The sequence below is a fragment of the Desulfobaculum bizertense DSM 18034 genome, assembly GCF_900167065.1.
Lineage (GTDB): Bacteria > Desulfobacterota > Desulfovibrionia > Desulfovibrionales > Desulfovibrionaceae > Desulfobaculum > Desulfobaculum bizertense.
Genome location: NZ_FUYA01000003.1, coordinates 134,230 through 155,740, shown reverse-complemented (window position 1 = coordinate 155,740; position 21,511 = coordinate 134,230). Strand labels below are relative to the sequence as shown.

General features: G+C 53.7%; 19 protein-coding genes and 1 tRNA gene. 7 read left to right on the top strand and 13 right to left on the bottom strand.

Annotated features, from left to right (window positions below; genetic code table 11):
* Positions 1–456: 456 nt before the first annotated feature.
* Together B5D23_RS05745 and selB are read left to right on the top strand one after the other, a co-directional pair.
* Positions 457–1,251: a YkgJ family cysteine cluster protein gene (locus B5D23_RS05745; protein WP_078684462.1), complete on the top strand. Its 795-nt coding sequence runs from the start codon at positions 457–459 to the stop codon at positions 1,249–1,251.
* 112 nt (positions 1,252–1,363) lie between these two features.
* A complete protein-coding gene (gene selB / locus B5D23_RS05740; protein ID WP_078684461.1) occupies positions 1,364–3,274 on the top strand; it encodes a selenocysteine-specific translation elongation factor in 1,911 nt (636 codons plus the stop codon).
* Positions 3,275–3,310: 36 nt separating this feature from the next.
* Here selB and B5D23_RS05735 read toward each other — a convergent pair whose 3' ends face one another.
* Positions 3,311–3,793, bottom strand: a complete 483-nt coding sequence (locus B5D23_RS05735) for a hypothetical protein (protein ID WP_078684460.1) — start codon at positions 3,791–3,793, stop codon at positions 3,311–3,313.
* Between the two features lie 447 nt (positions 3,794–4,240).
* Positions 4,241–4,316: transfer RNA gene (locus B5D23_RS05725), tRNA-His, on the bottom strand.
* An 87-nt stretch (positions 4,317–4,403) separates the two neighbouring features.
* Here B5D23_RS05725 and murA point away from each other — a divergent pair.
* On the top strand, positions 4,404–5,654 hold the full coding sequence (murA, locus tag B5D23_RS05720; RefSeq protein WP_078684458.1) for a UDP-N-acetylglucosamine 1-carboxyvinyltransferase: 1,251 nt from the start codon (positions 4,404–4,406) through the stop codon (positions 5,652–5,654).
* Positions 5,655–6,194: 540 nt separating this feature from the next.
* Here murA and B5D23_RS05715 read toward each other — a convergent pair.
* The 3 genes from B5D23_RS05715 to B5D23_RS05705 form a co-directional block, all read right to left on the bottom strand.
* Positions 6,195–7,220, bottom strand: coding sequence for a glycosyltransferase family 2 protein (locus B5D23_RS05715; protein WP_078684632.1), 1,026 nt, complete (start codon positions 7,218–7,220; stop codon positions 6,195–6,197).
* A 71-nt stretch (positions 7,221–7,291) separates the two neighbouring features.
* The gene (locus B5D23_RS05710; RefSeq protein ID WP_078684457.1) at positions 7,292–8,209 is read right to left on the bottom strand and encodes a PP-loop family protein; all 918 of its coding nucleotides are present in this window, start codon (positions 8,207–8,209) and stop codon (positions 7,292–7,294) included.
* A 5-nt stretch (positions 8,210–8,214) separates the two neighbouring features.
* Complete coding sequence (locus B5D23_RS05705) at positions 8,215–8,430, bottom strand: ubiquitin family protein (RefSeq protein ID WP_348980883.1); 216 nt, start codon at positions 8,428–8,430, stop codon at positions 8,215–8,217.
* A 202-nt stretch (positions 8,431–8,632) separates the two neighbouring features.
* Between B5D23_RS05705 and B5D23_RS05700 the strand changes: the two genes are divergently transcribed.
* From B5D23_RS05700 to trpS, 3 genes are all read left to right on the top strand, one after another.
* A complete protein-coding gene (locus B5D23_RS05700) occupies positions 8,633–8,998 on the top strand; it encodes a response regulator (RefSeq protein WP_078684631.1) in 366 nt (121 codons plus the stop codon).
* A gap of 84 nt (positions 8,999–9,082) precedes the next feature.
* Complete coding sequence (locus B5D23_RS05695) at positions 9,083–9,739, top strand: site-2 protease family protein (protein ID WP_078684455.1); 657 nt, start codon at positions 9,083–9,085, stop codon at positions 9,737–9,739.
* An 8-nt stretch (positions 9,740–9,747) separates the two neighbouring features.
* Positions 9,748–10,743, top strand: coding sequence for a tryptophan--tRNA ligase (gene trpS, locus B5D23_RS05690; protein ID WP_078684454.1), 996 nt, complete (start codon positions 9,748–9,750; stop codon positions 10,741–10,743).
* 79 nt (positions 10,744–10,822) lie between these two features.
* On the opposite strand, the gene B5D23_RS05685 is transcribed toward trpS, so the two are convergent.
* The 6 genes from B5D23_RS05685 to B5D23_RS05660 all read right to left on the bottom strand — a co-directional run bounded on the left by B5D23_RS05685 (position 10,823) and on the right by B5D23_RS05660 (position 18,010).
* Positions 10,823–11,278, bottom strand: a complete 456-nt coding sequence (locus B5D23_RS05685) for a GNAT family N-acetyltransferase (protein ID WP_078684453.1) — start codon at positions 11,276–11,278, stop codon at positions 10,823–10,825.
* 38 nt (positions 11,279–11,316) lie between these two features.
* On the bottom strand, positions 11,317–12,342 hold the full coding sequence (gene mltG / locus B5D23_RS05680) for an endolytic transglycosylase MltG (RefSeq protein WP_078684452.1): 1,026 nt from the start codon (positions 12,340–12,342) through the stop codon (positions 11,317–11,319).
* Entirely contained in the window at positions 12,336–12,758 is a 423-nt protein-coding gene (gene ruvX, locus B5D23_RS05675) for a Holliday junction resolvase RuvX (RefSeq protein WP_078684451.1), read from the bottom strand. The genes mltG and ruvX overlap by 7 nt, the downstream gene beginning before the upstream one ends.
* Positions 12,759–12,766: 8 nt before the next feature.
* Entirely contained in the window at positions 12,767–16,339 is a 3,573-nt protein-coding gene (locus B5D23_RS05670; RefSeq protein ID WP_078684450.1) for an FAD-binding and (Fe-S)-binding domain-containing protein, read from the bottom strand.
* A 376-nt stretch (positions 16,340–16,715) separates the two neighbouring features.
* Complete coding sequence (gene cysQ / locus B5D23_RS05665; protein WP_078684449.1) at positions 16,716–17,486, bottom strand: 3'(2'),5'-bisphosphate nucleotidase CysQ; 771 nt, start codon at positions 17,484–17,486, stop codon at positions 16,716–16,718.
* Between the two features lie 35 nt (positions 17,487–17,521).
* Complete coding sequence (locus tag B5D23_RS05660) at positions 17,522–18,010, bottom strand: acyl-CoA thioesterase (RefSeq protein ID WP_078684448.1); 489 nt, start codon at positions 18,008–18,010, stop codon at positions 17,522–17,524.
* 626 nt (positions 18,011–18,636) lie between these two features.
* On the opposite strand from B5D23_RS05660, the gene B5D23_RS05655 reads away from it, so the two are divergent.
* Complete coding sequence (locus B5D23_RS05655) at positions 18,637–19,221, top strand: peptidylprolyl isomerase (protein WP_078684447.1); 585 nt, start codon at positions 18,637–18,639, stop codon at positions 19,219–19,221.
* 482 nt (positions 19,222–19,703) lie between these two features.
* Here B5D23_RS05655 and B5D23_RS05650 read toward each other — a convergent pair whose 3' ends face one another.
* Positions 19,704–20,348, bottom strand: a complete 645-nt coding sequence (locus B5D23_RS05650) for an ABC-type transport auxiliary lipoprotein family protein (protein ID WP_078684446.1) — start codon at positions 20,346–20,348, stop codon at positions 19,704–19,706.
* Positions 20,345–21,508 (bottom strand): MlaD family protein, encoded by a 1,164-nt coding sequence (locus B5D23_RS05645; protein ID WP_078684445.1) that lies wholly within the window; start codon positions 21,506–21,508, stop codon positions 20,345–20,347. The genes B5D23_RS05650 and B5D23_RS05645 overlap by 4 nt, the downstream gene beginning before the upstream one ends.
* Positions 21,509–21,511: the final 3 nt, after the last annotated feature.

Here is a 21,511-nt window from a genome sequence, read left to right as displayed (position 1 = left end):
CTTGGGTGAGAAGGCGTAAAGAGCCTCTTTCTCTTTCCCGTGCGTTGCCACCATTTTCTTTTTGAACGCTTGCGTTCAAAAAGAAAATAAGTGCGGCAGAAGAACACGCGTTAGGGAAACGCCACTAGGCCAAAATTAAAGGGCCGGATGTAGGGGAAAGCCAACGACTTTCACACATCCTGCCCTTTAATTTTGGGCGATAGCGGGATTCCCAAGGGCCTCGTCCTTGGGGGGGGTCAGGGGGCAGCGCCCTTTGCAGAGGTGCGGGGACAGAGTCCCCGCCCACCCACGCGCCTCTTGCAGAGCGCGAGACGGAGTCTCGTAACCCAAAGAGTGCTTTGTAACTACTCACTCGCCGGATAAAAAAGGTGTAAAAGCTTTAAAACTGGGGGATTCCGTCCTATAGTCGCAGGTTCTAGGGAAGGTTGTGCCAATCTTGAACGCGGAGGCGAAGCTATGAGTGGTAAGGACCTGATATTCTTGACGCGGAGTGAGTTGCTTGATGCGATACGGATAGATTTTGAACAGTATATGCCTCAGCTGCATCTGTATACAGAGCTGTATACGGGGGTGACGGGTGGTGCGGCGCGAATAGATCCTGATCCAGAGGATTTTGGAATATGGGTGGTGCCTGAGGGAGGTCTGGAGACCTTTGTACCTGCGGATGAAGCGGGCGAGCTGGTGTACGCGGCGATAGTCGAGGCAGAGCTGAGCGCGGAAGAGCTGCGTGGAGTTGCGGAGAAGGTTTTCTGGGGGAATGTTGAACTCGGGGATGGGCCAGATGGAGAGGGGGAAGGGTACTGGATAGAGACGGGAATGGAGAAATTTGTGTGCAGGGAGTGCGGAATCTGCTGCTTTACGCTGGACCATCACTGCTCGTGTACGGATGCGGATATTGAGCGCTGGCGAGAGCACGGCAGAGAAGATATTCTTGCCTGGGTTGGCGACGTGGAGCAGGACGGGGAGCTGCTGAAAAGGCGGCTGTGGGTGAATCCCAAAACGGGGCTACCTGCTGAGACATGCCCATGGATAGAGGAGCGGGCAGATGGTGGGTTCTCGTGTGGCATTCACTACATCAAACCCGACGTGTGCCGGGAATACCCGGGGAGCATAAAACATGCGGCGCTGACGGGCTGCGTGTCGTATCGAGAGCTGGAAAGGGAATACCGCAAAAAGGATCTCGTGTACGCAACGGAAAAAGATGAAGGGGTGAATGCGGACGAGAGCGGGGGCGAGGAAAAGCTGAAATAGAGAGAAAGTTTCTGCTGGCGTGCCCTTGAGCCTGGGGGCGTTTTCACATAGAGAAATGAGCTTTGGCGACACATCGAATACGTGGGGCACAGCCCCGTGGAGGACTCTGAATATGCCGGTGATTATGGGCACTGCGGGCCATATTGACCACGGAAAGACAACACTCGTTAAGGCACTGACAGGAATCGACTGCGACCGGCTTGCAGAGGAGAAGAAGCGCGGCATTACTATTGAACTTGGTTTTGCATACGTGGACCTCCCGGACGGGCAGCGGGTGAGCATTGTTGATGTCCCGGGGCACGAGCGCTTTGTGAAAAACATGGTGGCGGGTGCGAGTGGCATTGACTTTGTTGTGCTGGTGATTGCGGCTGATGAAGGCGTGATGCCCCAGACTCGAGAGCACCTTGAAATTTGTACACTTCTTGGCATCGAAAAAGGCATGGTTGTGCTGACCAAGGCCGATAGCGTTGACGAGGAGTGGATGGAACTTGTGCGCGAAGATGTCTCGGAGTTCCTTGCCGGGAGCTTCCTTGAAGACGCTCCTGTTCTTGCTGTGTCGTCACATACAGGGCAGGGACTGGATGAACTGCGCGCCGAGCTGCAAAAGCTGGTGAACGGCCTGAAAGGTCAGTCTCGCTCAGACCTGATGCGCCTGCCTGTGGACCGGGTATTTTCCATTAAGGGGCACGGCACTGTTGTGACGGGAACCCTGCTTTCTGGTTCAGTTTCTGTGGGTGATGATGTTGAGCTGTTCCCTTCGGGGCAGATGAGCAAAGTCCGAAGCGTGCAGTCGCATGAGGAAAGTGTGGAAAAGGGGCTTGCTGGACGCCGAACCGCGATTAACCTTGCCGGGCTTGAAGTTGCTGATGTGCAGCGGGGTGAAGTGCTGGGACGGCCGGAAAGCCTGTTCCCGAGCCTTGTCTGGGATGTTGAGCTGAAATATTTGCCTTCGGCAGGGCGCGAGCTGAAACACCGCAAGGAGTTGCATTTCCACCACGGTACCCGCGACGTGCTGGCTCGGGTGAGCTTCCCTGACCGCGACAAAGTGCTTCCCGGCGAAACTGTGCTGTGTCAGGTGCGCTTTCAGGAGCCAATGGTCGGCGTGTATGGCGATAGAGTCGTGCTGCGTTCGTTCTCTCCGCTGCGAACCATCGCGGGCGGCAGAATCATCAACCCCTTTGGCCGAAAGATGAAGCGCTTTCGGGATGAGAGCACAGCTCAGCTCCAGCAGCTTGCTGACGGGACGTCGGAAGATGTTATTCGTACCCAGCTTGAGCTGTCGCGTGCAGAGGGACTGAGCTTTGCCCAGCTTTTGACGGCGTGTGGACTGGAGAAAAAGGCTCTGGAAAAAGTGCTGTCGAAGCTTATGAGTCGTTCGGAAATATTTCTCTATGACAAGGAATCCCGAAGCTATATTTCTGGCCGGGAAGTGGAGCGCCTGTGTGACGCAGCAGAAGCTGCTGTCCGGGCCTATCATGAGGCCGAGCCAATGAAGCAGGGTATTGTACGCGGTGAGCTGGCCTCTGGCTGGGGGCGTCGCCTTGCGCCAAAGCTTTTTCATTTTCTTTCTGAGCGCCTGCTTCGGCAGAAGCGCCTTGTTGCTGAGGCTGAGCTTTTGCGCTTGCCGCAGCACAAAGTTTCGCTTGCGTCCGATCAGGAAAAGCTGAAGCAGCTTTTGGTTGAAGCATATGCGTCCAAGGGAGAGACTCCGCCGAACCTCAAGGATGTTTTGGAGCCTTTGGATTTGACGTTCCGGGAGGCTGCGCCTGTGTTCAAGCTGTTGCTTGATGCTGGCGAACTCGTGAAGGTTAAGGAAGAGATGTATTACCATGCGCCAGCCTTGGCCGGAATTGTGGACAAAGTTCGGGCGTTTATCACGGAGCATGGCGCGATGTCTGCTGCGGATTTTAAGACGCTGTCAGGGCTTTCGCGAAAGTTTGCGATCCCTGTGCTGGAGTACATGGACCGGGAGCGCATCACTATGCGCGTCGGTGACGATCGGATGCTTCGCGCTCAGCGATAGATTTGGGACAGGCCCCGCCATGTGGTGGGGCTTTTTTTATGTTCCGGTCCCCTCGGAAAAGAAGATATATCTCTGTGAGTTCCTGAGAGGCAGGTGTCCCTGATCGAGGTAGCGATTGACGCTTTCGCTGATGGCAAGGGAAATCTCTTTGGCAAGGGCTGCTCGGGATGTGCCTTTTCGTTTCAGATTGACCACGTCGCCACTTTTCATGGTTAGTGCGATGGAGTATGCCGGACGGTCGCCTGGAGCTTCTCCAGGGCCGTGCTGGGGGATTTGGGTGTCTCCAACAGAAACGTTGGCTTTTTTGATGTGGAGTTTGTTTGCTTCCAGCGCCTTGCGGATGATTCGGGTGTCATTTTTCCTGAGTGCAAAGCTGGTGCCGCGGTTTGGGTAGGTGACTTCAAGTGGAACGCTGTAGTGGGTGCGTCCAGAAAAAAAGCTCAGGCCATCGCAGTACTGAAGGGTTATTGGGATGGCAAAAGACAGCGCCAGACCCAGTAACAGAATAAAGATACGCAAGTGATTTCTCCATCGTCAGCGTCGTGAACGACACAGGCAATATTATAAAATTTCGATACCTTATGTCTAGATGCCGTGATGTGCAAGCTTTCGACAGAAAGAGCACCAAAATGTCACAGGGAATTAAGGGAAAAAAGCCGGGGCACGATAAAAGCGCTGTAGCGGTGACACGCTTTCGTCGGTACGAGGAATACTGCTGCTTTTTTGCTGTGTTTCGGATATACTGGCTTCCCCAGCTTTCTCGCAAGAGAGAAGGAAGAGGGGAACGCCCTGAATGGGATACGGCGTGAGGGGAGTGTTGACAAAAAAGGCCGGGACAAGGAAAGTCCCCGCAGGCCAATTTTAGACACAATGCAAGGACTTGAAGGAGACTGATTTTGCGATTTCTGTTCGCTGACACTTGGGCACAAAAAAAGCTCCATCCGAAGATGGAGCTGATTTCTCAAATGGGGTGGGTGAAGGGACTTGAACCCTCGGCCCCTTGGGCCACAACCAAGTGCTCTGCCAACTGAGCTACACCCACCGTGTGCGGAAAGCTTGTTAGCCAAAATCACCTCTGCTGGTCAAGCCTTTTTTCAAATTTCTTTAAAAAAAAGAGAAGATTTTTCATATGGAGAAACTCATAATCGAGGGCGGACGTCCTCTCGAAGGTCGAATTTGCGTGAGCGGTTCCAAGAATGCAGCCTTGCCAATCCTTATGGCAAGCCTTGCTGTTGATGGTCCCGTGACCTACACAAACGTCCCACGGCTTCGCGATATTCACACTACCCTGAGACTTCTCGAAATTCTTGGCTGCACCGCCTACTTTGATGGCGACAGCGTTAAGGTCGAAACCTGTGACCTCGTTCCCGAAGCTCCCTATGACCTCGTGAAGACCATGCGCGCCTCGGTCTTGTGTCTCGGCCCTCTCCTTGCCCGACTCGGTGAGGCTCGTGTCTCCCTGCCTGGTGGCTGCGCTATCGGCTCCCGTCCTGTCGACCTGCATCTTCGCGGTCTGGAGCAGATGGGCGCAACGTTCGACCTTGAGGCTGGCTACATTCATGGCCGTTGTGAGCGGCTTCATGGTGCGCACATTCAGTTTGATTTCCCGACAGTCGGCGGCACAGAGAATCTTCTCATGGCTGCGGCCCTCGCCGAAGGGGAAACCATTCTTACCAATGCCGCGCGTGAGCCAGAAGTCGTTGACCTCGCCAACTTTCTCATTGCCTGCGGTGCTAAAATTTCCGGCCACGGAACCAGTATTATCACAGTTCAGGGTGTAGAGAAACTCATTGGCTGCGATTATCGCATTATGCCAGACCGAATTGAGGCCGGGACATACATGTGTGCCGCCGCAATGACTGACGGGCAGCTTGAGCTGACAAACTGCACTTTACAGGATCTTGAGGCTGTTGACGCCAAGCTTCGCGAGATGGGTGTCGAAATTCGTGAAGCTGAAAACAGCATTTTTGTCTCTCGTGGTCCCGATTTACATGGTGCCGACGTTGTGACGCTTCCTTATCCCGGCTTCCCCACTGACATGCAGGCTCAGATTATGGCCCTTATGTGTGTCTCTCGCGGATCCGGAATGATTAAGGAAACTATTTTTGAGAACAGGTTCATGCACGTTCAGGAATTACGGCGCATGGGTGCCAACATCACGCTCGATGGGCGCACGGCGGTCGTTCGCGGCATTAAGCAGCTGACCGGCGCCCCCGTCATGGCCTCTGACCTTCGCGCCAGCGCCTCCCTCGTCCTTGCCGGTCTCGCCGCCGCAGGGAAAACAGAGGTCCTTCGCATTTATCACCTCGATCGCGGGTATGAAAAAATAGAAGAAAAACTCTCCGCCGTCGGCGCTCGCATTCGCCGTGTGAAGTATTAATTAGGAAGAGAAAGAGGAAGAGGAAGATTGGGGGCGCTGCCCCCAAACCCCCGCGTAAGGGAATGATTCCCTTACGTATCCTCATCGAGTTTAAAAGCCGTGCAAGCTTCGCTTGGACGGCTTTTAAACTTGGGTGAGAAGGCGTAAAGAGCTTCTTTCTCTTTCCCGTGCGTTGCCACCATTTTCTTTTTGAACGCTTGCGTTCAAAAAGAAAATAAGTGCGGCAGAAAAAGGCAGAAGAACACGCGTTGAGGAAATTCCCCTAGCTCAAAAAATACGGCTGATGGAGAGGAAAGCGAAGCTTTCATCCCATTCAGCCTTATTTTTTGAGCGATAGCGGGATTCCCAAGGGCCTCGTCCTTGGGCGGGGTCAAGGGGCAGCGCCCCTTGCAGAGCACGAGACGGAGTCTCGTACCCCCGCCCACCCGAGCGCCCCTTGCAGGGTTTGGGGCAGCGCCCCAATAAAACCCCCGCCCGCCCTGCGCCTCTTGCAGAGCACGAGACGGAGTCTCGTAGCCTGCCTACCTACCCATCATATTTTTATCCAGCCATGATGAAGTTTACTCCGTGCTGATAGCCGAGATTGGAGAGTCGCTGCGTAATAAGCTCGCGAGCGCCGCGGTTGGAGACGTAAGAGACGACAAAACGCTCACCGGGGGCGGGGAGCTGCTGCGGAGAGATGACGGGGCGCCCGGCAATAATGTTGCCAATTTTTTTAGGGTCGATGTCAATGTAAGATTCAATGCTGATGCCGTGCTCAAGAAGCAGGTCCGCCTGCCTGCGGGTGAAACGTCCTGCGCCGAAAATATTGACAGAGCTGATGCCGCGCTTGTTGAGCCAGCGCGAGAGATAGAGAGCTTTGACGCGAGAAAATGCTGTGGGGGCGTAGCGGTCGTCGTTGCGGGTGAGGCGGGTCGGCGGGTCGTTCCAGACGACGAGCTTCTGGGGGAGCTTAAGCATCTGTACGCCGTGGTCCATCCAGCGAAGCCACATCTCGTAATCCTCAGGAAAGTCACCTTGGCGTGCGGCTCCGTGAAGCTCAATGAGCGCGGCGCGAAACATGACGGCGGGATTGGCAAAGGGGAGGTCAATGAAACGACTGAGCGCGATGTCCTGAGGGGAGAGCACAGAGTTGGTCCAGTCGACATGGTGGGCATAGCCAGCACAAAGCTCGCGATCACCGCCAAACTCAATGCAGGAGGCGACGAGACCTATTTCGGGTCGCTGGTCAAGGGCCTGAGCCTGAAGGGAAAGCCGGTCTGGATGGCAAACGTCGTCGGCGTCCATGCGGGCGATGTAGGGATGCGATGCGCGGGAAATTCCGGTGTTGAAGGCGTGGGCAACGCCTCTGTGTTCGGCGTAGACCGGGATAATGCGCGATTCTGCTGCGGCGAGTTTGGCAATGATATCTGGAGTTTCGTCTGTAGAGCCATCATCGACGAGAATGATTTCAAAATTGGGATGCGTCTGGGCGAGGAGGCTCTGCACGCAGGCGGAAAGAGAGGCCGCGGTGTTGTAGGCGGGGACAACGACGGAAACGGGTGTGAGGGGCTGCTGTGGATTCATGAGGAGGGTATAGCCTGAGGGTGCAAGGCTTGCAAAGAAAAAGCGCCCCACATGGAGCGGGGCGCTGAGTGCTATTTTTGAGCTTCGAGGTCTGCGGCGAGCTGTTCGCGTAGACGACAGATGTTGCAGACTCCGGCGGTGGTTGGGTAGCCGCAGGAGGTGCAGGGAGAGATGGGGTCGCCAAGACGCTCTTCGGCAGCCTCAAAGAGGGGCTTTGCCTGCTTGAGAAAGCGCTCATAGAAGGCGAGCTTGGAGCCGGGGCTGTGATGCTCAAGGGTGTTGAGCAACTCTTTGCGGACCGGAAAGCTGGCGCCAGAGCTGTACGGACAGATTGCCGTATTGTGCTCAATCTTGTTGAAAAAACAGTAGGCGGCTGTTTCGTATTCTGTCAGCCGGTAGAGCGGACGGAACTTTGCAGCGAAGCCGTTTTCTGCGGGCAGGGCGGGACCCTGGTCGCTGAGATAGGCAATGTCCCAACGCATGGTGTTGGAGAGAAGGCGGCCGACTTCGTCATCAAGGTTGTGACCAGTGCACAGCGCGTTGAAGCCTTCGTCGAGGGCGACTTTGTTGAAGAAGTAGCGCTTGACCTTGCCGCAAATGGAACAGATTGGGCGGCGGATGGCTTTTTTAATGTGCGCAATGGAAAGACCCTCATCTGCGACATTGACGATGCGCAGGGGGGCACCCAGATCTTCACAGAACTTTTCGACAACGGCGCGGGCGTGGCAGGATGAATTCTTGATGTTCAGGTCAATGTGCAGACCTGTGACGTCGTAGCCCTGCTGGGTCAGTTCGCGAAAGAGAGCAAGGGAGTCCTTGCCGCCAGAGAGGGCAACGAGGATCTTGTCTGATTTGCTGAACATGCGGAAATGCCGGATGGCTTTTTCGACCTGACGGGAGAAAAAGAGGTTGAAGCATTCCGGGCAAAAACCAGTGTGATGGTTGGGGAGCGCGATTTGGGCAGGCGCTCCGCAGCGGGAACATTTCATGGCACTTATCCTCTGGAGCCGACAAGGCGGACAGTAATGTGATCGCCATCATTAATGGAGCGGTCAAAGGTGAGCATTTCGTCACCGCGAATAATGAGTGCGTCCATTTGCCGCAGCTTCAGACGGTTCATGAGCTGTCGAACCGTGTTCGGCTTTGGAATCTCCCGGGTTTGGCCAGTGGGAATCATATGTACGGTAATCATGGGACCTCTACTATTCATACTAAAAGAATCCAAAAGTGTGTACAGGCGGAAAAAGGGCAGTGCAAGTCTTTTTCGACCAGAAATAATTTTCGCGTTTCTTTTTTAAGGAATTTATGGCTAAATGAAAAAGTATGCAGAGAGTGCATGGAGCCATTGCAGTAAACAGGGTAAACATTTCGTCTGCCATGCGCAAATGATGAAATGCATCCGCGGAGGTGCCATGAATAAGCAGAAGATTTTAGTCGTCGACGACGAAGTACATATTCGTATGCTCTATCAGGAAGAGTTGGAGAGTGACGGCTATGAAGTAGCGACGTCTGACGGCGAAGAAGATATTTTTTCTGTGCTGGACCGCGAAAATCCTGAGCTGGTGATCCTTGATGTAAAGCTTGGGAACAATCGCTCTGGTCTTGATGTATTGCAGCAGATTCGGAGCCGGGAGCAGAACTTACCGGTGATACTTTGCACGGCGTATGATAGCTTCCAGCATGACCTCAAGTCTATTGCTGCGGATTATTACGTGGTAAAGGCCGTCGATCTTGGTGAACTCAAGTCCAAGGTTGCTGCGGCATTAGAGAGCTTTTAGCGCTTTTGAGTGTGTTGGCAAACACGCATGAGGGGCGGTATACAGCTTGCCCAGTATTTCTCTTCATGGTAGACCGCACTCCTCATGTTTGACGTATCTGAAGCCGTAGTACGTATTGCCATCATGGCAGTACCTTTTCTTCTTGCCGTGACCTGCCACGAGCTGGCTCACGGTCTGGCTGCGTACTGGTTTGGAGACCCAACCGCCCGGAATGCGGGGCGTCTGACGCTCAATCCGCTTCCACACATGGACCCGCTGGGGACGATCGTGTTTCTCATCACGTCGCTCACAGGGGGCTTTGTTATTGGCTGGGCAAAGCCAGTTCCCATCAATCCCCGCTATTTCCGCAACATCAAAAAGGGAATCCTTGTGGTGTCTGCGGCAGGGGCACTTATGAACTTCCTGCTTGCCGGACTCATGTTTGCGGGCTTTCAGCTTATGCTGAACAATTTGCCTGCACCGGGGAGTAGCGCGGAGTTTTTCTTTGTGCCTGTGCTGAATATTCTTCGGTATGGCGTGTGGATTAATGTGATCCTTGGCTTTTTTAATCTCCTGCCGATTCCGCCGCTGGATGGCAGCAAGATTTTGGCGGAACTGCTTCCGCCAAAGCTGGCGTTCAAGTACCTGCAACTGGAACGATACGGGTTCATCATTATAGTTGTCTTAATGATGACGGGCGCTTTCCGCCTGATCTTTAGTCCCGTATTCTCTGTTCTCGCACCGTTACTGTATCTGATTTAGGACCTGCCATGTCTGAAAACAAAAAACGCATTTTGTCCGGTATGCGCCCCACAGGCGCTCTTCATCTTGGCCACTACTTTGGCGTTCTCAAAAACTGGATCAAACTCCAGGACGAGTACAGCTGCTACTTCTTTGTCGCAGACTGGCACGCCCTGACCAGTGAGTATGCTGATCCTCGCCGGATCAAAAACTTTGTCCCCGGTTTGGTCAAAGACTGGATTGCTGCGGGCCTTGACCCCAAAAAATGTGTGATCTTCCAGCAGTCTCAGGTCAAGCAGCATGCAGAAATGCACCTGCTGCTGTCCATGATGACGCCGCTTGGCTGGCTGGAACGCTGCCCGACCTACAAAGATCAGAAAGAACAGCTGGCTCAGAAAGACCTGAACACTTACGGCTTCCTTGGCTACCCGGTGCTTATGACCGGCGATATTCTGATGTACCTTTCCGAAAATGTTCCCGTTGGTCAGGACCAGCTTCCGCATCTGGAACTCACTCGTGAAATTGCCCGCCGCTTCAATCACCTGTACGGCGACTTCTTCCCGGAACCGGAAGCTCTGCTGACCGAAGAGTGCAAACTCCCCGGCCTTGATGGTCGCAAGATGTCCAAGAGCTATGGCAACTCCATTGCCCTGAGCGAAGATATGGACTCTGTGAAGAAAAAGGTCATGAGCATGCTGACAGACAAGAATCGCCTGCGCAAAAATGATCCGGGCGATCCGTGCATCTGTAACCTCTTCCCGTACCACAAGCTTATGACGGACCCGGCTCGCCTGCCCGAAATTGAGGAAGGCTGCCGGAATGCCTCTTGGGGCTGCGTCCAGTGTAAGCGTCTGCTGCTGGAGTCGATGGAGCGCTTCCTTGCTCCTATCCACGCCCGCCGCAAGGAGCTGGATGATAATCCTGAGATGGTGTGGGAGATTTTGCGTGATGGTAATGCCCGTGCTGAAGAAGCTGCTGAGGCAACCATGACCGCAATGAGAAAGCACCTGAATCTTGATTTCTAGCTTTCCTGCATGACAAAAAATAAAGGCCCCGCATTGAGTGGGGCCTTTTTTTATGGGCTGTGTGAGGTGGTGGAAGGCGCTAGCGTTGTGAATCTTTGAGGCGCAGGTGCAAGATGGGGAAAGGGCGCCCCTGTCCATCCAGCTCGTCGCGGCTCTCCAGCTCAAAACCGAGTGCTGTGTAGAAAGCTGCTGCCTTCGGGTTCTGTTCGTTGACGTCAACAAGCCGTGCTCCGCATTCTTTAATGGCAAATTCCATGAGCTGGCGGCCAAGACCTTTGCGCCAGTGCTCGGGATGCAGAAAAAGCATTTCCACGCTCTGGCCATGTGTGCCGAGAAAGCCAACAATGCGGCTTTTGGCAAAGCACATGACATGCAGAGTCACGGCGGCAAGGTACTGGTCGCGGATAAGCGGACGCAGGTAGCTGATGTCCTCCTCGCTCAGAAAATCATGGCTGGCACGGACGGAAGCTTCCCAGACATCAATAATGCTGTCGTAGTCCTGCTCAGTGGCAGGGCGAATTGAATAGAGATTCATATGTGTAAAAAAAGCCCCCGAAAGGGGGCTATGTTGTTTTATCGTCGGCGGCGAATCTGATATTTCCAGACAGCCCGGTTGTGTTCGACGAGTGTTTTACTGAATTTGTGGCGGCCGTTTTCACCTGTGGCAACAAAGTAATAATATTTGTGCTTTTCTGGTGAGAGAGCGGCCTCCAGCGCGGCCTTACCCGGTGAACATATCGGCCCTGGGGGAAGCCCCTTGTGCTTGTATGTGTTGTACGGGTTTGTGGCGTCGCGCAGATGCTTTCGGGTCAGGTTGCCGTCAAAGCTGGTTCCAAGGCCATAGATGACCGTGGGGTCGCACTGCATAAGCATGCCACGGTGCAGGCGGTTACTATACACGCCTGCGATGGCGAAGCGCTCGGCAGGGTTGGCGGTTTCCTTTTCGACCATAGAGGCCAGAGTCACAAGTCGCAGTAGCTCTTTGGGATTCATGCGGTCCGCGGGCAGGGCCTGTCTGGCCTGCTGGCGGAAGGTTTTGAGCATGGCTTCCACAATAGGGCGGGCATTCTTGTTGCGGGGTCGGGGCAAAAGGTAGGTCTCTGGGAAAAGATAGCCTTCGGCGTTGCTCCCGGTAATGCCATACCGTGCGAGAAGTGCTGGGTCGTGGACGGCCTTGTCAAAGCTGTCAAAGCTTGCAAGACCGGATTTTTCGACCAGTCGGGCAACCTGCCACCACGTAAGGCCCTCGGGAATCGAGAGCTTGTGGAGCAGGACTTTGCCTGAGGTCAGCATGTCCAGAATCTGCGGCGGAGGCCAGCTTGTGTTCAAAAGATATTCACCGGCCTTGATTGCCGTTCCCTGATTTTTGGCTCGGACCATAAGCCGGAACTTGTGGGCACTGCTCACAAGCCCCTGTGCTTCCAGCTCTGCCGCGACGCGGTCCAGAGACTGGCCCGGAACAACGTTGAGCACGATGTCCCGACCCTGTTCTTCTGCCGGAGTCGTCAGGAAAGTCTGGGTTTGCCAGTACAGAACTCCAACTCCAATAAGGAGAGAGAGAACGAGCAGACCGCAGGCGATGAGGATCTTTTTTAACACTGGCCTTTCTCCTGAGCCAGATAGCTTTCCAGAATGTGGACCGCAGCATGCTGGTCCAGCACCTTTTTTATTTTTTTTCGGCCATGCAGCCCCGCATCAAGCAGGTCATGCTTTGCGGCTTCGCTACTGAGCCGCTCGTCCATCATGGAAATGGGGATCTCTGTCCTGCGTCCAAGGCTGGCCGCAAAGTTGCGGGCCTGTCTGGTGGTCAGAGAATCCGTCCCATCCATTGAGAGGGGCAGTCCAATAACAATATACTCCACGTTTTCCTTTTCCAGAATCTCCAGGAGTTCCTGAAAGAGAATATCGCGGGTGCTGCGGACCAGTGTTTTATACGGGAAGGCCATGGTTCCGAGTCCATCGGTCATGGCCAACCCGACACGTTTAAGACCAAAATCAATGCCAAGAATGCGCATTCAGTGTCCTAGGCTTTTTCCTTCTGGGCAGGGAGTGCAACGCTGCGCATACCCTGTTCTCCTCGCGAGCTGAGTGCTGCGAGCAGTTCCTTTTTCCATTTCGCTCCGCCCAGACGCTCGGCAAGGTATTCCAGAGAATGGATGACCTTGTGGGTGTCTTTCATGGCGATAAGGCTACGACGGATACCGATGCGGCAGGACGGGCAGCCAACAACCACAGGGCGATCCTTGGGGTAGTCAGCGAGGTCCTTTTTGAGCCGCTTCTGTTTGTCCTCGCGCAGCTTGTTGTACAGCGAAGGCGTTGTAAATGCACCCATTCCGGATTCACCACAACATCCCGGAGATGTGCTTACGTCACATCCGGAAAGTTCGGCAAGGGATTTGGCATAGACACCAGAGGCGACCGTTGCCTTAACTCCTGACCATTCAGCGTGGCAGGCCGCGTGATACAGCAGCGGTCTGTCGTCTGCGGGCAGGGCTGTCATCAGCTCTCGGGCCTGTTCCGACACGAACTGCGTCACATCCTTGTGGGACAATGGCGTTGCCAGTGTGTCGAGATGGTATTCTTTCAGACCTTCGCGGCAGGTGCCGCAGGATGTCAGGACGTGGCGGACATTCAGTCCGGCTTCCTGAGCATTTCGCATAAGGTCTGCGATTTTTTCAATGTTGCGGGAGCGGTTCGTGTTGAACGCTTCTTCGCAGCCTGCTGTAATCAGCGGATAACCACAGCACATGTGCTCTGGCGGCAGAACCACGGGGATTCCGGCGCGGAAGAGCAGATAAAGACCTGCCAGTGCGATGTTGTTCGCAAAGAGACCTGCGCCACAACCCGGGAAGTAGAAAACTGCCGGGGTGTCTGGTGCGGCATTCTGGGGCACAAAGAAGGAACCGCGAGACAGATGCAGGGCATCATCAAGGTTCTTGAGGCCAAGGCCGGGGCCTTTGCCTGTGAACATTGGGTTCTCCATGCGTTTGCGCCACGGAGCAGGGATAAGTCCAACGCCGCGGTTGGCAAAGGTCTGGCCCAGAGCGGCAGCCTTGGCGGCACGCGGGACGCGGCTGCTGGGGCTTTTGGCAAGGAAGTGCAGGACACGTTCCTTGACGGGATGCCCACCTGCGCCTTTCTCTTCGAGGAAGGTGCGCATGTGCAGCGTCACTTCTGGGGTATTGATCTTCACCGGGCACACGGCCATGCACTTGCCGCAGGCAGTACAGTGGTCGACGAGATCACGCAGGCGGTCCAGCAGCTGCTTGTCCAGATTCCCTTCTGTCACCTGAGAATAGTACACCGCTTCAATCAAGGCACCAAGGCTGATGTTCTTGTTTCGGGGGTGGTGAATCAGGGATTTGGACGGCTTGTACATCGGACAAACCTGTTTGCATTTGCCGCAACGTGTGCAGTTCTGAATATTTGTCAGCATGCTCATCAGGCGCTCTTTATCTGCGAGACCTGTGGTGCTGATGTCTTCAATGAGCTTATTGAACGAGAAGGTGTAGGTCGGGGCTGGCAGCTTGCGGCTGGTCAGCTTGCCTGGGTTGAAAATGTCCTTCGGGTCAATCTGCTTTTTATATTCACTCAGGGCGCGAAGCTTGGCTTCGGGCAGGAAAGAGATCTTGGTAATGCCGATTCCGTGTTCACCGGAAACAACACCGCCCATATCGACAACCTGCTCAGAAACCTTGTGAATGGCTTCTTCTGCCAGCGCCATCATGTTCGGGTCATTGGAGTTGACCGGGAGGTTGACGTGGCAGTTGCCGTCACCTGCGTGCATGTGGTTTGCAATGACAATGCGGGTTGCCGTCATGTGCTCGTGCACGCCTTCCAGCTCTTCGCTCAGGTCCATGTAGCGGCTCTTGAGGTCGCGGAAGAAGTAATAGATCTGAACTTCGAGTTCCTGATCCGAGATTTCCGCAGTATCAATTTCGCCGTTAATGATCTTGGAGGCAAAGGTGAACTCCATGTTAATGAAGCGGTCTTCGACTCCAATACCGGGCAGACGGCCAACGTCCTGCAGAGCAGTACGGTAGGCTTTTGCCATGTAAATGAGGTTCAGGGACTCAAGGAAGTCTGCGAATTCTGGCACGACATTCAGGGGAATAACGATGTCTTCGTTAATCTTAAACCCGGAGGTGCGTTTGGAGATGGCAGACAGGCGGTGTCTGTCTTCCCAAAAGACTTCGGCTTCCTTGGCATCACGTGCAGCAAAAATATCAACTTCGTCATACGGTGTGACGATGTCGATGATGCGGTGCACGGCCGTATCCAGCGCGTCCTGATCGTTGGAATCGAGCTGGAGAATCAGGACAGAGATAGGCTGTCCTTCATACTGCATGGACTTTTTGTGGTACTCAATGGCCTGCACATATTTGATGCCGAATTCTTCCAGCGCGGAAATTTTGACAAGATCGCCTTCCCTGCGAATCTGGTCACGCAGCCCAACAACGTCGCGAATAACGTGCATGGCAGGGCGCATGGTGCGGCCAAAGAATTCAAGGCAGAGCACGCGGGAGTGCTCGAGCTGGTCATAGCAGGTAAAGCAGGCTTCGGTAATGATGCCGTCGACACCTTCTTTTTGCACGCCGGGCAGACCACCAAGGTATTTGTTGGTGACGTCCTTGCCCAGGCCTTCGGCACGGACTTCTGTGCCAGAAAGTGAAATCGTGTCGGCCAGCTCTCCGTGGTCATTGAAGATTTCAAAAACAGCGGTCTCATGCGGCAGGATCTTGTGGTAGGGGTGATCCTTGCGGCGAACATCCAGCAGTTCGCCAGACGGCATAACGATTTTGTAGGACAGGATGTTGTCAATGGTGGTGCCGTATTCAAAGGCAAAGGGTCCACCAGAGTTCTCTGAGACATTACCGCCAATAGATGAAGCTGTCTTGGATGCCGGGTCAACCGTGAACAGAAGGTTTTTGGCCGCAGCAGCCTTGATGCCGTCGATGGTGATGACACCACTTTGGCAACAGATTGTTTTGGCTTCGGCATCAATGTCGAGAATTTTGTTGAGCTTGGCCATGCTCAGAACAACGCTGCGGCGCCGGGACGGGATGGCACCACCTGTCAGGCCAGATCCGCCACCACGAGGAATGATGGTGAAGTTCATGGAGTTTGCCAGACGGACAAAATCCCGAACCTGAGCCGTTGTTTCAGGAAAGACCACAAAAAGCGGAAGCTCCATACGAAGGTCAGTTGCGTCGGTTGCGCACTCCACTCGGGAGTTGGGACGCGTATCAATGACTTCTTCGGGCATGAACTGGCGAGCGCGGCCGATCACCTCGTCACGGAATTTCATGTCGTCCTTGAACTGGTTCCAGAATCGGAACATGCCAGTTGCCAGAACAGACGAAAATTCTTCGGACAGGGCGAGCTTGGCGCGGCCAAAAGATGCCTGAGCGCTTTTCCAAACACGTTCCGGGTCAATAAAAGGATTATAGCGAATCAAAAAAAGCTCTGCCGCGAGATCCTGTGCAGTCTCCCGAACAGCATCTGGCCATTTTTTGAAGTCAGCAAAATCAAGTCCCAGAACACGGGGTACAAGGCGCTCCGGGGCAATGGAGATGTGGGGACCTTTGTATGGCATTGCGTTCACCGATTGTTGGAGGTTCTTGTAGAGCCGAACAGTATACGGATCGCAAATTCACTTGACAAGTGACTTGTTTTTGGGTGTCAGCGGGCTGTCATAGTGGGATAAAATTGCGTTCTTTTTTGACTGTATGGCACATTTTGCACCCTGCTTTTTCAGTGTGTTGCATACTGTAAAAACAGGCTGTTGTATAATCGCTACAGAGCTGGTGAACCTGAGTCAATGATAATCTGGCGGGGGTTTTTATGTTTCTGGAGTAGCAGGTATGCAGTGGGGATATGGAAAGTATCTGAAAACTGGTGTGAATTGAAAGGAAGGCTGTTTTATAGGGCACGATGAGTGTGTGAAATATTCTCACCGTGCCAATTTTTTTCTATTTCCAGCAGCAGAGGAAACCACCGTTATCGAGCTTTGGTTTATTATAGCCAAAAGCTGCACCTTTGAGGTCTGTAAAACTGCCACCAGCGCCTTGTACAAGCGCATGACCTGCTGCGGTATCCCACTCCCACGTTATATTAAACCGGGGGTAGTATTGTGCAGCGCCTTCTGCAACCATGCAGAACTTAATTGCGCTTCCAACATTGAGCGTGCGCGCAATGCCCCGTTCCTTGCAATACTGTTCGGTTGCAGGAGAAGGATGGGAGCGGCTGGCAAGAGCTATTGCGCCTCCAGCTCCCGGTCCGTGTGTCGTAATTTTCTCTTTCTTCCCATTTGCAGCGCTTCGGTAGGCTCCAAGATTTGGGCCGCCCCAGTAATCAAGCTTGCGCGTGGGGATATGGATGACCCCTAGCACTGGTGTCTCGCCTTCAAGCAATGCGATATTGACGCAGAAGTCATCATTTCGTTTTACAAATTCTTTGGTGCCATCCAGCGGGTCCAGCAGGAAGAAACGCGTCCATTTTTTGCGTTCTTCGTAAGGAAGGTGTTGTCCCTCTTCTGAGAGCAGAGGAATATCAGGGAAAAGCTCAGCCAGTCGTTTGCTCACGTGGTTATGTGACGCCCGATCTGCACGTGTGATAGGCGATTCGTCCGCCTTGAACTCAACATCAAATCCCTCTTCGTAGATTTGTATGATGAGTTCTCCGGCTTCTCGCGCGACTTCTCGGAGCTTCTCTGCGATGTTATCCAGCTCATCCCTTTTCATTGCTCTTTTCCTTTCTTCTTTTCTTTCTTGCTTTTTTAATTTTTTTGAGCGGCTTTTTCTTTTTTGCGTTCAGCCAGGCGCTGTTTTCGTCTTTCCTGGGCTTCCTGCATTCTTCGCTTTTCGTCTTCGGTTTCTGCAATCAACTGGGGAACCAGTTGCGGTCTCCCTGTTTCGTCTAGCGATACAAAGGTGAGGTATGCCGTCGCCGTATGTCTGCATTCCCCTGTATACAGGTTCTCTGCCTCTACTCGCACCCCAACTTCCATTGATTTCGTTCCCACGTAGTTCACGCTTGTATGAACATGCACGAGGTCGCCGACGTACACCGGTTCAAGGAAATCCAGCCTGTCGATACTCGCCGTTACAACATTCGCACGCACGTGGCGTGTCGCGCACACTCCGCCCGCCGTGTCGATTAGCTTGAGCATTACTCCGCCATGAACGTTGCCCGCAGGATTGGTGTCTTGTGGAAGCATTTGCTGTACAAGCGTAATTTTACTCTCGGATACTCGTTTCGACTTCACATCTTCTCCTACTCGTACTGTAGTTTTCGCCGCTTTACTCTACACAGGTCCCCCTTCATTTTCTACTGTCTTTTGAGGAAATTGCAGTGTGTAAGGGGGGCAGGGAAGACTGGGTGGGGGAAATTGGGGGCCAGCCCCCAACCCCCCGCGTAAGGGAATGATTCCCTTACGTATCCTCATCGAGTTTGAATTCCATCCACGCTTCGCGTGAATGAAATTCAAACTTGGGTGAGAATGGCGTAAAGAAGCTCTTTCTCTTTCCCGTGCGTTGCCACCATTTTCTTTTTGAACGCTTGCGTTCAAAAAGAAAATAAGTGCGGCAGAAAAAGGCAGAAGAACACGCGTTAGGGAAACGCCACTAGGCCAAAATTAAAGGGCCGGATGTAAGGGAAAGCCAACGGCTTTCACACATCCGGCCCTTTAATTTCGGGCGAAATCGGGATTCCCAAGGGCCTCGTCCTTGGGCGGGGTCAGGGGGCAGCGCCCCTTGCAGAGCACGAGACGGAGTCTCGTACCCCATCCCTTGGCGACTTGTGTAGAGTTTTCATGCAAGGTTTTGACAAGGAGTAGAGGCTTTCGTACTTCGGTAGTGGATCGAAAAAAAATTTCCATAAGGAGAGAAATATATGCGTAAGCTGATTGCACTTGTGATTGCGGCGAGTCTGATGGTGATTCTGAGTTTTTCCATGGCACTGGCAGAGAAGCCGGGACCGGGTCCTGTTGTGGTGATGGAGACGAGCGAAGGCACGATGATGATTATGCTGGACGAGAAAAAGGCACCGAAGAGTGTTGAGAATTTTCTTCGTTACGTGGACGAGGGCTTTTACAACGGCACGGTTTTCCACCGCGTTATTTCTGGCTTTATGATTCAGGGTGGTGGTTTTGACGAGAACATGCGCCGCAAGGATACGCATGAGGCTATTACCAACGAAGCAAACAACGGCCTTGAGAACCTGCGTGGAACTATCGCAATGGCCCGCACTCCGCAGGTCGATAGCGCAACCTCCCAGTTCTTTATCAATACCGTGGACAACTCCTTCCTGAATTACCGCGACAGCTCTGATCGTGGCTTTGGCTACGCCGTCTTTGGCCGCGTTATCCGTGGCATGGACGTTGCCGACCGCATCGAGGGCGTTAAAACCAACGCACGTAACAACATGCCCCTGAAAAATGTCGTTATCGAAAAAGTCTTCCGCTACAAAGACAAGTAGCGGGTTGGCGCTGGATGGGTGGGGGGAAAAATTGGGGGCCAGCCCCCAAACCCCCGCGTAAGGGAATGATTCCCTTACGTATCCTCATCGAGTTTGAATTCCCTCCACGCTTCGCGTGAATGAAATTCAAACTTGGGTGAGAATGGCGTAAAGAGCTTCTTTCTCTTCTGCGAGTTCGCCGCCATTTTCTTTTTGAACGCTCGCGTTCAGAAAGAAAGGGTTGGAGCGCAAAGAAAAAGAACACACGCCCAGTTAATTAGGCCGAAAAAAAGGGGACCGAAATGGAGAGGAGAGCGTAGCTCTCATCACATTTCGGTCCCCTTTAATTTCGGGCGAAATCGGGATTCCCAAGGGCCTCGTCCTTGGGCGGGGTCAAGGGGCGGCGCCCCTTGCAGAGCACGAGACGGAGTCTCGTACCCCCATCCCCCCAAAAGCCCTTACGGGCTTGGGGCAGTGCCCCAATAAAACACCCCCGCCCCTTGCTACTTCACAGGAGCGAGGCTGATAGCGCTTAGGTCGTTGGCAATGGCCTGTAAGGCCTGAGCCGCAGTTGCTTCGAGAGCCTGAGCATAGCCTTGGGCGTTCGCTTCGGGGAGGGGAGAGAGAAGCGAATAATCTTTGCGCATAATGGGGCGGAATTCTGAGCCACGGCGATCGATGAGAAAAGCCTGAAGCTCGAGAACGGCCTGCGCTTTGTCTGGATTGCGAAAGTCGGCATACATCGCAGTGACGACACATTCGAGGGTGAAGTCTGGTGCGAGAGTGGAGCCATCGGGGAGCACGGTAGAGAAAGCGCGAGAGGCGCCGAGTCCATCGCGGAAAATCTGTGTAAACATACCGGAGGGACTGGAGAGGAACTGGTTGTAATAATCCTCTGCATATCCCTGATCGCTGCTACGATAGATAAAAGAGAGGCTGTTAAACATGGGCGAGACGCTGACGGGTCGCACTTGAAGAACGCCTTTGTGCGGATTTGCTGCTGGTGCTGGATGCTTCGGGAGCAAGGCATAGCGGCGAATCTGTGGTGCCTCAGTCTGGAGCGCCGGAGTGCAGCCAGAGAGCAGGAGGATGCTGGAGAAGAGGCTTGCGACCATAACGAGGGTGAGCAGTTTTGCATGCTTTATCACGGCAATTTCTCCGGGTTAAGCTTGGAGGGCGGTGCCCCGAGGAAGAGGCGTGAGGGGTTTTCCTTCACGTCTGTAGTAATCGCATTCAGGTTTTCCATAACTTCACGGGTTTTTTCAAGAATGCCGCGAATAACGCCAGCTTCGCTTGAAGTTATGTCGTTCATGTTGCGAAGGGTCAGCTCAAGTTCCTGCGTACCGCGCCGAATGTCGCGAGCTGCGTTGCGAATGTCAGTGAGGGCTTCGGGGAGCTTGTCCACGGAGGCTCTGACCTTGTCGCTCGCGAGAAGCTTGCGGAGGGTTTCGCTTGTTTTCAGCATGTTTACGCTGGCAAGGTTGAGATTGTGCAGGAGCGGGCTGACGTCTTTTTCTGCGGAGCTTGTGATGCGACGGGTGCTGGCAAATGTGCGGGACGCGTCTTCAATCATGCTGTCGATTTCAGGCTTGGCGAGAAGGGCGTGAGTGCGGGCGAGAGTGCCGTGTAATTCGGTCAGGTTCTGCTTGATAAGAACGCCAAAACTGGGGCCTTCGGTTTCGCCGAGACCTTCGTTGATTTTGGCGAGAATCTCATTAAGAGAATGGCCAATGCCCTTGAAGTCGACACTTTCGATTTCTTTAAGGCCAGTGCCTATGGAGTCGAATGCCGCTTCGAGACGGCTCATGGTGCTGGGAGCAGAGGGGATGTAGGGATTTTCTGGTTCCCAGCTAATAGGAAGCTGTTCAAACTGTCCTTTTTCCGAAAAGTCGAGCTGAAGAAAGGCGACACCAGTAAGCCCCTGCGTCGTGAGGCGAGCGCGAAGGCCGTTGGCAGCAGCTCGGTCAAGGGCTTCCTGACTGTCTTCTTTGTTAAATTTTGCGCCAAAGAATTTTTCAATCAGGGCGCCATCAAGGGCCATCGTGACCAAAACATAACGGCCCTGATCGCTGGGGGTGTCATACTGTGCCCAGACAAAAGAAATACTTTTGACCGTGCCGACCTGAACGCCGCGAAACTTGACGGCGCCGCCCACGTCAAGCCCCTGAACAGACTCGTCAAAATAGGTCTCGACGATAAAGCTGTCCTTAAAAATTGAACCAGCCCCTAAGGCGACAAGCAGGGCCGCTAAAAGGAAGATTCCAGAAAGAATGAACAGGCCGATTTTGAAATTTCTGTCGTGCTTCACGCG

What these genes read in the sequence shown, in the direction of transcription:
- B5D23_RS05745 (WP_078684462.1), top strand. Translation starts at nt 457, where the DNA reads ATGAGTGGTAAGGACCTGATATTCTTGACGCGGAGTGAGTTGCTTGAT.
- selB (WP_078684461.1), top strand. Translation starts at nt 1,364, where the DNA reads ATGCCGGTGATTATGGGCACTGCGGGCCATATTGACCACGGAAAGACA.
- murA (WP_078684458.1), top strand. Translation starts at nt 4,404, where the DNA reads ATGGAGAAACTCATAATCGAGGGCGGACGTCCTCTCGAAGGTCGAATT.
- B5D23_RS05715 (WP_078684632.1), bottom strand. Translation starts at nt 7,220, where the DNA reads ATGAATCCACAGCAGCCCCTCACACCCGTTTCCGTCGTTGTCCCCGCC.
- B5D23_RS05710 (WP_078684457.1), bottom strand. Translation starts at nt 8,209, where the DNA reads ATGAAATGTTCCCGCTGCGGAGCGCCTGCCCAAATCGCGCTCCCCAAC.
- B5D23_RS05705 (WP_348980883.1), bottom strand. Translation starts at nt 8,430, where the DNA reads ATGAATAGTAGAGGTCCCATGATTACCGTACATATGATTCCCACTGGC.
- B5D23_RS05700 (WP_078684631.1), top strand. Translation starts at nt 8,633, where the DNA reads ATGAATAAGCAGAAGATTTTAGTCGTCGACGACGAAGTACATATTCGT.
- B5D23_RS05695 (WP_078684455.1), top strand. Translation starts at nt 9,083, where the DNA reads ATGTTTGACGTATCTGAAGCCGTAGTACGTATTGCCATCATGGCAGTA.
- trpS (WP_078684454.1), top strand. Translation starts at nt 9,748, where the DNA reads ATGTCTGAAAACAAAAAACGCATTTTGTCCGGTATGCGCCCCACAGGC.
- B5D23_RS05685 (WP_078684453.1), bottom strand. Translation starts at nt 11,278, where the DNA reads ATGAATCTCTATTCAATTCGCCCTGCCACTGAGCAGGACTACGACAGC.
- ruvX (WP_078684451.1), bottom strand. Translation starts at nt 12,758, where the DNA reads ATGCGCATTCTTGGCATTGATTTTGGTCTTAAACGTGTCGGGTTGGCC.
- B5D23_RS05670 (WP_078684450.1), bottom strand. Translation starts at nt 16,339, where the DNA reads ATGCCATACAAAGGTCCCCACATCTCCATTGCCCCGGAGCGCCTTGTA.
- cysQ (WP_078684449.1), bottom strand. Translation starts at nt 17,486, where the DNA reads ATGAAAAGGGATGAGCTGGATAACATCGCAGAGAAGCTCCGAGAAGTC.
- B5D23_RS05655 (WP_078684447.1), top strand. Translation starts at nt 18,637, where the DNA reads ATGCGTAAGCTGATTGCACTTGTGATTGCGGCGAGTCTGATGGTGATT.